12 protein-coding genes and 1 tRNA gene are annotated in these 13,608 nt (G+C 58.1%); 6 read left to right on the top strand and 7 right to left on the bottom strand.

All coding sequences use genetic code 11. The features are described 5' to 3' along the window. Nucleotides 1–45: 45 nt before the first annotated feature. The 5 genes from ACA061_RS22330 to ACA061_RS22310 form a co-directional block, all read right to left on the bottom strand. Nucleotides 46–987, bottom strand: coding sequence for a ribose-phosphate pyrophosphokinase (locus ACA061_RS22330; RefSeq protein ID WP_003171603.1), 942 nt, complete (start codon nucleotides 985–987; stop codon nucleotides 46–48). A gap of 45 nt (nucleotides 988–1,032) precedes the next feature. Beyond that, a tRNA-Gln gene (locus tag ACA061_RS22325) sits at nucleotides 1,033–1,107 on the bottom strand. A 37-nt stretch (nucleotides 1,108–1,144) separates the two neighbouring features. After that, complete coding sequence (gene ispE / locus ACA061_RS22320; protein WP_210702113.1) at nucleotides 1,145–1,996, bottom strand: 4-(cytidine 5'-diphospho)-2-C-methyl-D-erythritol kinase; 852 nt, start codon at nucleotides 1,994–1,996, stop codon at nucleotides 1,145–1,147. A 3-nt stretch (nucleotides 1,997–1,999) separates the two neighbouring features. Then, complete coding sequence (gene lolB, locus ACA061_RS22315; protein ID WP_042561055.1) at nucleotides 2,000–2,617, bottom strand: lipoprotein insertase outer membrane protein LolB; 618 nt, start codon at nucleotides 2,615–2,617, stop codon at nucleotides 2,000–2,002. A gap of 3 nt (nucleotides 2,618–2,620) precedes the next feature. After that, entirely contained in the window at nucleotides 2,621–4,345 is a 1,725-nt protein-coding gene (locus ACA061_RS22310; protein ID WP_150616380.1) for a tetratricopeptide repeat protein, read from the bottom strand. A 330-nt stretch (nucleotides 4,346–4,675) separates the two neighbouring features. On the opposite strand from ACA061_RS22310, the gene hemA reads away from it, so the two are divergent. The 6 genes from hemA to ACA061_RS22280 all read left to right on the top strand — a co-directional run bounded on the left by hemA (nucleotide 4,676) and on the right by ACA061_RS22280 (nucleotide 10,036). After that, nucleotides 4,676–5,962, top strand: coding sequence for a glutamyl-tRNA reductase (gene hemA, locus ACA061_RS22305; protein ID WP_150605275.1), 1,287 nt, complete (start codon nucleotides 4,676–4,678; stop codon nucleotides 5,960–5,962). Beyond that, nucleotides 5,959–7,041 carry a peptide chain release factor 1 gene (gene prfA, locus ACA061_RS22300; RefSeq protein ID WP_497300061.1) on the top strand — a complete coding sequence of 361 codons (1,083 nt, stop codon included), beginning with the start codon at nucleotides 5,959–5,961 and terminating at the stop codon, nucleotides 7,039–7,041. Before hemA ends, prfA begins: the two co-directional genes overlap by 4 nt. Next, a complete protein-coding gene (gene prmC / locus ACA061_RS22295; protein ID WP_150605277.1) occupies nucleotides 7,042–7,872 on the top strand; it encodes a peptide chain release factor N(5)-glutamine methyltransferase in 831 nt (276 codons plus the stop codon). It begins immediately after the preceding gene. Further along, nucleotides 7,866–8,621 (top strand): molybdopterin-synthase adenylyltransferase MoeB, encoded by a 756-nt coding sequence (locus ACA061_RS22290; RefSeq protein ID WP_497300060.1) that lies wholly within the window; start codon nucleotides 7,866–7,868, stop codon nucleotides 8,619–8,621. The genes prmC and ACA061_RS22290 overlap by 7 nt, the downstream gene beginning before the upstream one ends. Beyond that, on the top strand, nucleotides 8,614–9,405 hold the full coding sequence (gene murI, locus ACA061_RS22285; RefSeq protein WP_210555686.1) for a glutamate racemase: 792 nt from the start codon (nucleotides 8,614–8,616) through the stop codon (nucleotides 9,403–9,405). Before ACA061_RS22290 ends, murI begins: the two co-directional genes overlap by 8 nt. Before the next feature lie 112 nt (nucleotides 9,406–9,517). Beyond that, entirely contained in the window at nucleotides 9,518–10,036 is a 519-nt protein-coding gene (locus tag ACA061_RS22280; RefSeq protein ID WP_497300059.1) for an acyloxyacyl hydrolase, read from the top strand. Between the two features lie 226 nt (nucleotides 10,037–10,262). On the opposite strand, the gene ACA061_RS22275 is transcribed toward ACA061_RS22280, so the two are convergent. Together ACA061_RS22275 and ACA061_RS22270 are read right to left on the bottom strand one after the other, a co-directional pair. Continuing rightward, nucleotides 10,263–12,857 (bottom strand): leucine-rich repeat domain-containing protein, encoded by a 2,595-nt coding sequence (locus ACA061_RS22275; RefSeq protein WP_497300058.1) that lies wholly within the window; start codon nucleotides 12,855–12,857, stop codon nucleotides 10,263–10,265. Between the two features lie 424 nt (nucleotides 12,858–13,281). Further along, nucleotides 13,282–13,587, bottom strand: coding sequence for a YkgJ family cysteine cluster protein (locus tag ACA061_RS22270; RefSeq protein ID WP_150605282.1), 306 nt, complete (start codon nucleotides 13,585–13,587; stop codon nucleotides 13,282–13,284). Between the last annotated feature and the right edge of the window lie 21 nt (nucleotides 13,588–13,608).

The following is a 13,608-nucleotide window of genomic DNA, read 5'->3' as shown; positions in this document are numbered from 1 at the left end:
CGGGGCGCTTTTCGTCAACGAGACATTTCGAGAAGGGCAGGGCCCTTAGCGGAACATCGCGCTGATCGATTCTTCATTGCTGATGCGGCGAACCGCTTCGGCAACTACCGGTGCAATATCCAGTTGACGGATACGTGCACAGGCTTGTGCTGCAGCGGACAGCGGGATGGTGTTAGTCACCACCAGCTCGTCCAGCACGGAATTTTCGATATTCTCGATGGCCCGACCCGACAGCACAGGGTGTGTGCAGTAGGCAAAGACCTTGGCTGCGCCATGCTCTTTCAGGGCCTTGGCCGCGTGGCACAGAGTGCCGGCGGTATCGACCATGTCATCGACCAGAATACAGGTACGCCCTTCGACATCACCGATGATATGCATCACTTCAGAGTGATTGGCTTTCTCACGGCGTTTGTCGATGATCCCGAGATCCACACCCAGCGACTTGGCAACAGCACGTGCACGCACGACGCCACCAATGTCCGGGGAAACAATCATCAGGTTTTCGAAGCGCTGATCTTCAATGTCATCCACCAGAACCGGGGAGCCGTAGATGTTATCTACCGGAATATCGAAGAAACCCTGAATCTGGTCAGCATGCAGATCAACCGTGAGAACACGGTCGATGCCGACTACGGTAAGCATGTCAGCGACGACTTTCGCGCTGATAGCCACACGTGCGGAACGCGGACGGCGATCCTGACGGGCATAACCAAAATAAGGAATAACAGCAGTGATACGAGTAGCCGAGGAGCGGCGGAAGGCGTCAGCCATCACTACCAGTTCCATCAGGTTATCGTTGGTCGGAGCGCAAGTCGGCTGAATAATGAAAACGTCTTTACCACGAACATTTTCATTGATCTCGGCAGTAATTTCGCCGTCGGAAAATTTGCCGACAGAGATGTCACCGAGAGGGATATGCAGCTGACGTACAACACGCCGAGCCAGATCGGGGTTAGCGTTCCCCGTAAAGACCATCATCTTGGACACGCGCAGTACCTAGAGGCTGAGGGTAACCTGGATGAGTATGGAAAATGGCAGGGGCGGCTGGATTCGAACCAACGCATGGCAGGATCAAAACCTGCTGCCTTACCGCTTGGCGACGCCCCTGTATCTGTTGCATCAAGTGCCGAGCACCTGGTTCCTTTTAGAGCAGACTTTGCAGCTTGCGATGCAACATCGAAATGTTGCTTCCTTTCGCTACAAACCCTGTAAGGGTCTCTGTCAGAAGGGCCGAGACTTTATCAGCTTCAGCTTTGCTTGGGAAGCCCCCAAACACACAACTTCCAGTTCCGGTGAGCTTTGCTTCGGTAAATTTACCTAACAAATCCAATGCGTTACGTACTTCTGGATAACGCCTTGCAACCACCGGCAAGCAGTCATTTCGACTGTTTCCCTCGGGAACGGGGCGCACTTTAATGGGCGGCGTGTTACGTGTCAACAAAGGATCGGAAAAAATTTCTGCCGTACTTACAGAGACTTGCGGCACGAGCACCAGATACCACGGTTCTTCAGGGTCGACGGGGGTCAGTTTCTCGCCCACACCCTCGGCAAACGCCGCGTGACCACGGACGAAAACCGGAACATCGGCGCCAAGCGACAAGCCTAGTGTCGCGAGCCGATTTTCATCCCAGCCCAGTTGCCACAGATGATTGAGACCCAACAAAGTGGTTGCCGCATTTGAGCTGCCGCCACCAATGCCGCCGCCCATGGGTAGAACCTTGTCGATCCAGATGTCGATGCCCAGCGCACAGCCGGACTGTTGCTGAAGCATTTTCGCCGCACGCACGATCAGATTGCTGTCATGCGGCACGCCGGCAAATTCGGTATGCAGTTGAATCACGCCGTCATCGCGCACGGCAAAAGTGATTTCATCGCCGTAATCGACAAACTGAAACAATGTCTGCAACTCGTGATAGCCGTCTTCACGGCGACCCAGAATGTGCAGCATCAGATTGAGTTTGGCCGGCGAGGGCAGGGTCAGGCGTGCAGCGGTCATGCGTTATTGCCCCAACTTGCGCGGTTGCCAGGTCTTGATCACCAGCGTCACATCGAGGTCGGTGCCGTGCAGCTTGATGCGCTCGGGCAGCCAGTAACCGTTTTGTTCGGTGTAAGCGGTGTATTCGACTTTCCAGCCATCCTGTTCAAGGTTGGCCAGACGGCTGTTGGCATCCAGATTCAGGCGGCTTTTGCTGTTCGGCGCGGGCAGGCCACGGACCCACCAGGCCAGATTCGACACCGGCAATTTCCAGCCCAACTGCTCTTCGAGCAAGGTTTCCGGCGATTGCGATTCGTAGCGGCCCTGATTGGCGACTTCCAGCGAAACTTTGCCCGGACGCCCGGTCAGGCGTGCCGCGCCACGACCCAGCGGGCCGGACAGGCGAATGTCGTAGTAATCCTGACGCTGCAGCCAGAACAGCGTGCCGCTACCGGAATCTTTTGGTGCGCGGATGCCGATCTTGCCGTCGATCTGCCAGCCGTCGAGGCCGGTCAGCTGTTGTTTGTTCGCCGCCCATTGGGCCGGACTGCCGTGGCCCTCGACCGATTCGCGAGCACCGAAACCCGCGCAACCGGCGAGCAGGGCGATGAAGCTGAAAACAATAACGTGGCGCAAAAACATGAGTTAAAGAGTCTCGGATCCGGTCAGGCGCTTGATGGTGCTGCGCAGAATGGTGCTGTCGGGCTGATCCTTGAGGAATTTGCCCCAGACTTGTTTGGCTTCACGCTGGTTGCCCTTGACCCACAATACTTCGCCCAGGTGTGCGGCGACTTCGTGGTCAGGGAAACGCTCCAGCGCCTGACGCAGATATTTCTCGGCGTCGTCCAGATTGCCCAGGCGGAAATTCACCCAGCCGAGGCTGTCGAGTACCGCCGGGTCTTCCGGGTTGATCTGGTGTGCCTGCTCAATCAGCGTCTTGGCTTCAGCGTAACGGGTCGTGCGATCAGACAGGGTGTAGCCCAAAGCGTTCAGCGCCATGGCGTTGTCCGGGTCGCGCTTGATGATCAGGCGCAGGTCTTTTTCCATCTGCGCCAGATCGTTGCGTTTTTCCGCGAGCATGGCGCGGGTGTACAGCAGATTCAGATCGTCTGGATATTGCAGCAAGGCGTTTTGCAATACCTTCCAGGCCTTGTCGTCCTGCTTGTTGGCCGACAGGGTTTCCGACTCGATCAGGTACAGCTGAATCGCGTAATCCGGTTGTTCATCGCGTTCGGCCGCCAGTTTGCTTTGGGCTTCGGCGGTCTTGCCGTTGTTCATCAGGATATCGGCCTGACGCAGCTGTGCCGGCAGATAGTCGTTGCCCGGGCCGACCTGGGCGTACTCGATCAATGCGCCCTGCGGGTCGTTGCGTTCTTCGGCGATGCGCCCCAGGTTCAGGTGCGCCGAATCGACATGGCTTTCCCGAGCGATAAGGTCTTCCAGATAACCTTTGGCCTCATCCCAGGCTTTGGCTTCAAGGCAGACCAGCGCCAGCGAATAACGCAGTTCGTCGTCCTCCGGGTATTGCTGAACGAGGCTGGAGAACTCGGCCTTGGCGTCGTCCATCCGATCCTGCTCGACCAGCATCCGCGCGTACGTCAGGCGCAGACGTTTGTCGTCCGGATATTTCTTGATGCTTTTTTGCAGCAGTGGCAGGGCTTCGTCGCCACGGTTCAATAGCTGGAGCAGACGGGCGCGCAGCAGAATCGGGGCGATTTCGCCGTCTTCCGGCGGATTGTCTTCGAGCAGTGCCAGTGCCGCTTTGTTGTCGCCATCCTGTTGCAGGAGCAGGGCCTTGCCGAAAATCAGCTGACTGTTGTTCGGGTGACGCTGCAACAAGCGGTCAAAACTTTTCATCAGACCGTTGCGGGTTTCCTGATCGGTATCCGCCGCCGACAGCGCGAGGAAGTCGAAATGGGTGTCGCCCTTGCCTTGCAGGACTTTCTCCATATAGACCATCGAGTCGTCATAACGCCCGGCACGCGCCAGTTGCACGGCGGCGGCGCGTTGCGCTTCGAGATCGTCCGGGGCGTTTTTCGCCCAGATCAACGCGGTATCCAGCGCAGGCTGATCCGCACCGAGGTATTCGGCGATGCGGAACGCGCGCTCGGAGACGCCCGGATCCTGGGTGTTGATGGCCTGAGTCACGTAGTTGTCCAGGGCAATGTCGAAACGATTGCGCTGGCCGGCGAGCTCGGCGCTCAGCAGGCTGAACACGGTTTCTTCACTGAACGAACTGTAAACCTTGGGTTTTTCAGGCGCAGGGGTGGTGTCTTCAACCGGCGGCGTACCGTCCGGCGACACGGGGGCCAAGGCCTGGCAGCCGCTGAGGAAGACAAAAGCGAGGAGCAACGCGGAGGATCTATTCATATAGGAAGAGGACGACTAACCTGCGGTCGGATCATCATGACACAAGCCTTCAGCCAAACATAACCGGTGAGGCAATTTACGCTGATGCCCATACCCCAATGTGTCTACGTACCAATGTAGGAGCTGCCGAAGGCTTCGATCTTTGGATTGTAAAAAAACAGGATCAGAAGATCGCAGCCTTCGGCAGCTCCTGCAAGGGCGCGGTGTTGTGTGAACGAGAACGGCTCTCAGTTGTTGACTCACTGATCAGGTCAATAGATATCCAATAGTTGTTCTGAATCTGACGAAGGTGGACAATTGCCGGCTTCACGTCACTATCAGCGACCTTGAATGGCCTTCCTTGCACTCGGTATCAACCACAAGACTGCTTCAGTAGACGTCCGCGAGCGCGTGGCCTTTACCCCTGAGCAGCTGGTTGAGGCGTTGCAGCAGCTCTGCCGACTTACCGACAGCCGCGAAGCTGCGATCCTCTCCACCTGCAATCGGAGTGAGCTCTATATAGAACAGGATCAGCTGTCGGCGGATATCGTGCTGCGCTGGCTGGCCGACTATCACCATTTAAGCCTCGAAGAGCTGCGCGCGAGTGCTTATGTGCATGAAGATGATGCGGCAGTTCGTCACATGATGCGCGTCGCCTCCGGGCTCGATTCGCTTGTGCTGGGCGAGCCGCAGATTCTAGGCCAGATGAAATCGGCCTACGCCGTGGCCCGCGAGGCTGGCACCATCGGGCCGCTGCTCGGGCGTTTGTTCCAGGCAACCTTCAATGCCGCCAAACAGGTGCGTACCGACACCGCCATCGGGGAAAACCCGGTGTCTGTGGCGTTTGCCGCGGTCAGTCTGGCGAAACAGATTTTCAGTGACCTGCAACGCAGCCAGGCTTTGCTGATCGGCGCCGGCGAGACCATCACCCTGGTCGCCCGCCATTTGCATGAGCTGGGGGTCAAGCGCATCGTTGTCGCCAACCGTACGCTGGAGCGCGCAAGCCTTCTGGCTGAGCAGTTCGGTGCCCACGCGGTGTTGCTGTCGGACATCCCGGCGGAGCTGGTGCGCAGCGATATCGTCATCAGTTCGACCGCCAGTCAGTTGCCGATTCTCGGTAAAGGCGCGGTCGAGAGCGCATTGAAGCTGCGCAAGCACAAACCGATCTTCATGGTCGACATTGCCGTTCCCCGGGACATCGAACCGGAAGTCGGCGAACTGGACGACGTTTACCTCTATAGCGTCGACGATCTGCACGAAGTGGTCGCCGAAAACCTCAAGAGCCGCCAAGGTGCAGCACAAGCGGCCGAAGAGATGGTCTCGGTCGGTGCCGACGATTTCATGGTGCGCCTGCGTGAGCTGGCGGCGGTCGATGTGCTCAAGGCTTATCGTCAACAGAGCGAACGTCTGCGCGACGAGGAGCTGCAAAAAGCCCTGCGTCTGCTGGCCAACGGCGGCAACGCCGAAGATGTGCTGGGGCAACTGGCCCGTGGCCTGACCAATAAACTGTTGCACGCGCCCAGCGTGCAACTGAAAAAGCTTTCTGCCGAAGGCCGCCTCGATGCGCTGGCCATGGCTCAGGAACTCTTTGCCCTCGAGGGCTCACCGGATAGCTTTTCGGATAAAAAACCGCAATGAAAGCGTCACTGCTCAATAAGCTGGACATCCTCCAGGACCGTTTCGAGGAACTGACCGCGCTGCTCGGCGACGGCGAAGTCATTTCCGATCAGACTAAATTCCGCGCCTATTCCAAGGAATACGCCGAACTTGAGCCGGTCGTACACGCCTATAAAAAACTGCTCAGCGTACAAGGCGATCTTGAAGGCGCGCAGGCGCTGCTCAAGGACAGCGACCCGGACATGCGTGAAATGGCTGTGGAAGAAGTCCGCGAAGCCAAAGAAATGCTGATCACGCTGGAAGGCGATCTGCAACGCATGTTGCTGCCCAAGGATCCCAACGACGGGCGTAACGTGTTCCTCGAAATTCGCGCCGGCACCGGCGGCGACGAGGCGGCGATCTTCTCCGGCGATTTGTTCCGCATGTACTCGCGTTACGCCGAGCGACGTGGCTGGCGTGTGGAGATCCTGTCGGAAAACGAAGGCGAACACGGTGGCTATAAAGAAGTCATCGCGCGCATTGAAGGCGACAACGTTTACGGCAAGCTGAAATTCGAGTCCGGCGCGCACCGCGTACAGCGCGTGCCCGCCACCGAATCCCAGGGTCGTATCCACACCTCGGCCTGCACCGTGGCGGTGTTGCCCGAGCCGGACGAGCGCGAAGCCATCGAGATCAACCCGGCGGATTTGCGCGTCGACACGTTCCGCTCCTCCGGGGCCGGTGGTCAGCACGTCAACACCACCGACTCGGCGATCCGCATCACGCACATTCCGACCGGCACCGTCGTCGAGTGTCAGGAAGAGCGTTCCCAGCACAAGAACCGTGCACGGGCGATGGCGTGGTTGTCGGCCAAACTCAACGATCAGCAAACCGCCGCGGCGGCCAATGCAATCGCCAGCGAGCGTAAATTGCTCGTCGGTTCCGGTGATCGTTCCGAGCGCATTCGCACCTACAACTTTGCTCAGGGCCGGGTGACCGACCATCGCGTCAACCTGACTCTGTATTCGCTCGATGAAATTCTCGCCGGTGGCGTAGAGGCGGTAATCGAGCCGCTGCTGGCCGAATACCAGGCCGACCAACTCGCGGCGATAGGTGAATAAATGACCATCATTGCCAGCCTGTTGCGCGCCGCCGACTTGCCGGATTCACCGACCGCACGTCTGGACGCCGAATTGCTTCTGGCCGCGGCTCTGGGCAAATCGCGCAGCTTTCTCCACACCTGGCCCGAGCGCATCGTGCCGACTGACGCCGCGCTGAAGTTTGCCGAGTATCTGCAACGCCGCCGCGGGGGCGAGCCGGTGGCCTACATTCTCGGCCAGCAGGGTTTCTGGAAACTTGATCTGGAAGTCGCACCGCACACGCTGATTCCGCGCCCGGACACTGAGTTGTTGGTGGAGGCAGCGCTGGAATTGCTGCCGGCGACTCCGGCCAAAGTCCTCGACCTCGGCACTGGCAGCGGCGCGATTGCCTTGGCCCTGGCCAGCGAGCGTCCGGCGTGGCAGGTCACTGCTGTGGATCGCGTACTCGAAGCCGTGGCGCTGGCCGAGCGTAATCGCCAACGCCTGCATTTGAACAATGCCAAGGTGCTGAGCAGTCATTGGTTCAGTGCTCTTGAAGGTCAGCGTTTTCAGCTGATCATCAGCAACCCGCCGTACATTGCCGCGACCGATCCGCATCTGATCGAAGGCGATGTGCGCTTCGAACCCGCCAGTGCCTTGGTGGCCGGTGAGGACGGGCTCGACGATCTGCGGCTGATCGTCGCCCAGGCCCCGGCGCATCTGGAGGCCGGTGGCTGGCTGATGCTCGAACACGGCTATGATCAAGCCGAAGCCGTGCGCGATTTGCTGCTCGGTCGCGGTTTCGAAGAAGTCCACAGCCGCACCGATCTGGGCGGCCATCAACGCATCAGCCTGGGGCGCCTGCCGTGCTGAACGATCAGGAATTGCTGCGCTACAGCCGGCAGATTCTGCTGCAACACATCGACATCGACGGCCAGTTGAAGCTCAAGGACAGTCGCGTCCTGATTGTCGGCCTCGGTGGTCTCGGCGCACCGGTTGCCTTGTATCTGGCAGCGGCGGGTGTCGGTGAACTGCATCTGGTGGACTTCGACACGGTCGATCTGACCAACCTGCAGCGCCAGATCATCCACGACACCGACAGCGTCGGCATGAGCAAAGTCGACTCGGCGCTCAAGCGTCTGGGCGCGATCAATCCTGAGATTCAACTGATCGCCCATCGTCAGGCGCTGGACGAGGATTCCCTCGCCGCAGCCGTTTCTGCGGTGGACCTGGTGCTCGACTGTTCGGATAATTTTTCTACTCGTGAAGCCGTCAACGCCGCGTGTGTGGCGGCGCGCAAACCGTTGGTCAGCGGCGCGGCGATTCGCCTCGAAGGGCAACTTTCCGTGTTCGACCCGCGTCGCGCCGAGAGCCCGTGCTACCACTGTTTATACGGGCACGGTAGCGAAGCCGAACTGACTTGCAGCGAGGCGGGCGTGGTCGGGCCGCTGGTGGGCTTGGTCGGCAGTCTTCAGGCGCTTGAGGCATTGAAGGTGCTGGTCGGTTTTGGTGAACCGCTGGTGGGCCGCTTGCTGTTGATCGATGCGCTGGGTTCGCGCTTTCGTGAATTGCGCGTCAAACGCGATCCGGGGTGCAGCGTCTGTGGGTCACAGCATGCGTGAGGCGCCGATCGGCGTGTTCGATTCCGGTGTCGGCGGTTTGTCGGTACTGGCTGAAATTCAGCGCTTGTTGCCCAATGAGTCGTTGCTGTACTTCGCCGATTGCGGGCACATTCCGTATGGCGAGAAAACCCCGGAATTCATCCGTCAGCGTTGCAATGTGATGGCCGGTTTTTTCCGCGAGCAGGGCGCCAAGGCGTTGGTGGTCGCTTGCAATACCGCAACGGTGGCGGCTGTTGCCGATCTGCGCCGCGACTTTCCCGACTGGCCGATTGTCGGCATGGAGCCTGCGGTCAAACCGGCCGCTGCCGCTACCCGCAGCGGTGTGGTCGGTGTACTTGCCACTACTGGCACCTTGCAGAGTGCCAAGTTCGCAGCCTTGCTCGACCGCTTCGCCACGGATGTGCGCGTGATCACCCAACCGTGCCCCGGTCTGGTTGACTTGATTGAAAGCGGCGATCTGCACAGTGCCGAGTTGCGCACCTTGCTGCAAAGTTATGTCGATCCGCTGCTGGCCAACGGTTGCGACACGATCATCCTCGGCTGCACCCACTATCCCTTCCTCAAGCCGATGCTCAGCTCGATGATCCCCCAGAACATCAGCCTGATCGATACCGGCGCCGCCGTGGCGCGGCAACTTCAGCGCCTTCTCGCAGAGCGCGATCTGCTCGCTGCGGGACCGGACCGATCGGTCAGATTCTGGACGACCGCCGAGCCGCAGCACTTGCGCAACATCCTGCCCCTGTTGGGGCAAACGCCGGGTGACGTGCAAAAATTCAGTTTGTAAAAAAAATGTGAAATAACAGAAAAATCAGCTGAACTTCTGAGTGAGCGCTAGCTTCTATAGCGATGAGTTATCCAGAAAACCGAACGATCGTTCCGTAAAAGGAAGTTTCAAAGTGAAGCGACTATTCTGCTTGGCCGCGATTGCGGCCGCATTGATGGGGCAAAGTATTTCCGCACAAGCTGCCGGCGTTGAATTCGCCGTTGGCGCTACCAGCGATTCGACCATGACGTATCGCCTGGGGATGAATTTCGACTGGGACAAGAGCTGGCTGCAGAGCGACGTCGGTCGCCTGACCGGTTACTGGAGCGGTGCTTATACCTATTGGGACGGTGACAAGACCTCCAGCAACAACAGCTTGTCGTTCTCGCCAGTGTTCGTTTACGAATTTGCCGGTGAGTCGGTGAAGCCTTACGTTGAAGCGGGGATTGGTGTGGCAGCGTTCTCTAATACCAAGTACGAATCCAACAACCTCGGCGGTTCTTTCCAGTTCGAAGACCGTTTGGGTTTTGGCCTGCGTTTCAATGGCGGGCATGAAGTCGGGATTCGTGCGACGCACTATTCCAACGCGGGCCTTTCCAGCGACAACGACGGTGTAGAAAGTTACGCACTGCATTACACGATGCCGTTGTAAGAACTACGTTTCAACAGCCTGCATAAAACCCTGTGGGAGCGAGCCTGCTCGCGAAAGCGGATGATCAGTCAATATTGTTGTTGGCTGACACACCGCATTCGCGAGCAAGCCCGCATACAGTTAGCCGTCTGTGCTTTGAACCTGGCAGATGATTCGATTCGCCATCCGTTTCGGCACCCTGGCAGATCAGGGCTTCCCCATTCAGACCTTGTAACCGTTCCCTCGACTAGTCAAAACCCCGCGGTTTGGGTAAGTGATGCGGGGGCTGGTTTTGCCATGTAGGGTCAAATTTCTTCATTACCTCTTCCAGCCTGTCGAGCATTTGTCCGGGACTGCGCTCATTTTCCAGAATCGATATCAGCTGGCTGCGCTCGATGGGGTCTGCGTTCTCGTAGGTTTTAAGAAACGCCCACAAGCGGTGCTGCAACTGCTGGCGCTCGATTCGGAACTCCGGCGTCATACTCAGTCGACGAATTGCCATGGACACGTGCGAGCTTTGACGTTCTTTTGATCTGTCCCAAAGCTCCCGTTTTTCGCGAGCGTCTGCCTCTGGCACATTGTGCAACCATAGATTCGCTGACGTGTCAGGATCCAGTTGTCCCAGCCAGATATCGGTGCCTGTCTGTCGACGCGCGGCAATTAACCGTCGTAGGGAAGCCGGATTGGAAATCGGGTTTCCAGTCAGATCAAAACCAGTTCTGAGCTCGAGCGATTCAGGAATGACCGAAATATTGTTGTCGGCAAGATTCAATGATGTTTTGGGGTTTTCGAGCGTGACTCCTTCCGGAAAATTTCTGATAAGCGTTGAGCTAAGATCGACTTCCCGTAAGGCTGTCATCCCCCTGAGCGACGGCGCGTTCTCGAGCGGATTTCTTGCGAGTTTCAGTATCTCCAGACGCAGCGGCTCGTTCTGCATACCTATTGAGGGAGGCAACTGGGTTATTCCGGTACCTGCCAGATTCAACTCACGCAAGACTGTCATTCCTCTGAGCGAGATCCCATCCGGCACCGAAGTATTTTCGAGGTTTAATACCTCAAGCCGCGCCCCCCAGGGAGCTACATCCAATCCGGCAAGTTGTTCTCCAATTCTGGTAGATGACAGATTCAACTCCCGCAAAAACGGCAGGTTGGCAAGGTCAGGCAGAGTTGCCAAATCTTTATTGTTGCTCAGATCAAGCACCTGTAAGCGAGAAGGTCCCCGTGTCTCGGTAAGTCCCGAAGGTGGCCACTGCAAGTAGCTCTGCCGGACCCTCAATACCTGTAATTCGGTCAAGCCCGTCACTGACATATGCTGGTAAAAAATACAGTTTTTCAGAATCAACTCTCGCAAGCGGGGCAATCCGGAGAAGCTCGTATAGCCCAAAGGCTCCGGCGCGATGCTGGTGTTGTGAATCTCCAGTACCCGCAACTTTGTGAGTTTTTTCATTGCGCCTAGAAGCTCTTTGCCGGTCCCACCCAGGTTCCGCACTTCGAGTGTTTCAATATGAGAAAAAGTCGAAAACAGATCATCCAATTTCTGGACAGCATATCCGCTCAAACTCATAGAAACGATGGAGTCGATTCGAGTCGAAAGGGTCGGCGGCTTTAGATTTACGCGATTGCCCAAGTCCAGTTCCAGCCTGAAGCCCACCAGATGACCGTCGCGATAGACCCGTTCCGATGGGTCACCCTGCCATTTGTACAGTCGCTGTAGCGTGTCACAAATCGCCAGCCGTCGAGCGCGTTCGTCGATATCATCGCCTCTGTAAAAACCTTCCCAGACGCTGAGCTCTTGATTCAATTTAGGCAGTCCAAGGCGAAGCCGATCAAGCTCCACCTCTGCAGCCGCGGCATCGCCAAATCGGGCGATGAAATCATCCGCATGTTGATCAGTCGCTTCCGGAAAATAGCGTTTGACCTGCGCTCGAGTGGCGACGGCCGGCGGCGGCCGTCCTGACGGGCCGGCTGTATTGCTGAGCCAAGGACGGAAAAGGCCGGCCGGCGCGGGCTCATTGCGGTTCATGCCGCCCCTCAACCCCACGAAGATGGAAATCCAGGCGTTCTCCTCGTTGCGAGTGATGGCCAGGCTTTCGCCGCTACGACTGGCGCGATAGACGTTGGCAATGTCGCTGGCCACGGGATCCTTGGGGTTAACAATGCGCCACACCTTGTGGGTGGGGGTGGACGCATCAAGATCATGCAGGGCCTGATACGCGTGGTTGAAGATCACGGCGTAAAGCTTGCCGTTGTGGCGATACAAACCGTCGCTACCGGGTTCGACAGCGCTGAAATCCAGCTCGGTGCGAAATGCCTGCAGGCGTGTTTCGGTCAATGGCGCGGTGGCTGGGGCGAGGTCATTGTGCGGATGCCAAAGACCGGTATCGGGACTGCGCAGCAATACCGGGCCGGAGGGATTCAACTCGCTTGAACGTCGGGCTCTATACAGGCCTGTATTCTGGTCGACGGCGACAAGAGCGATGCCGCCACCGGTCAAGTCGACATACCGGCGTTGGTTGTGCACCCTGAAGCCTTCGCTGTCGGCAGCCGGTAACGGTGGCGCCACAGTGATGCGGTAATTCTCGAGCGTCGGCGGCATGACGGCGCGGACTTCAGTGGCGTCGGGAACCTGGCTCACAGTGATAGTCTGGGCCGGCAGGATTGCATCAAGGTCTGGATTGCCAGGCGGCTTGACTCGCGTGGTCGCATTTGCGCCGGGAATCCTGGACTCGAGGCTCTTGTGGCCGACAGTTTCTGGCCGCGATGAGTCCACTTCCGGTTGGCGGTTCGCAGTGACGTGGACATCTACTTGGGTGCTGCCACCGCGAGGTGGTTTTGCTGCCATATTTCTTCATCCTTGAACGTTTCCCCTCGGCATTCACCCGAGGGTCGGTGGGTCGGCATCCTGCCGATTTACAAGTTGCGCGAGCTATTCCACTGTCGATCATTTCGCCCCGCAAAGGCACACGCATTCGACCGGCCAGTGCATCCCGAGGCCGGGATGAATCCATCGAATATTGGCGTCGCCTGTTGGATAGTTCATGGGGTCAACCCCGTCGAACCAAGAGCTGAACGATATCGTCTGGCGAAGCTGAATGAGATCAGAAAGGCAGACTGCCGCAGCAGGAAATGACGTCAAGGCGCGTAGGAGCGCATACACCACGGAGGGTTTGTTTGTGCTCGGGCCGTTTGCAAACGGATCTCCAGCCACCAGCGGTCATCGGCCGAAGCAGCTGCTGGCGCGATGCTAACCGCGCTTGTTCGAACGATCAGCGATACACCGTGGCGATGCCCTGTCGTTCTTCAATGCACTCCGGCGCGCCCATTTCGAACTCGCGGCAGATCAACGGACGCTTCTCATAGATCGTGCACATCATCGTGTCGCGATCCAGCGCCGCACACCAGCCGTCGTCCAGACGCAGCATCACTTCGCCGCCCCATTCATCGGTATCGATAAAGCGATCAGGCACGCCGGTGTCGGTGATCAGCATCACTTCGAGCTGGCAGCAGCAGGCTGCGCAGGTCGAACAGGTGACCGCCGGTTCAGCGATTTGTTGGTGGGGGATGGTCTTCATGGGCGGCAGTGTAAGGCAGTG

The sequence above is a fragment of the Pseudomonas sp. LBUM1668 genome (genome assembly GCF_059695715.1).
Note: the sequence above shows the minus strand (reverse complement) of the source record. Positions and strands in the feature narration are given on the sequence as shown.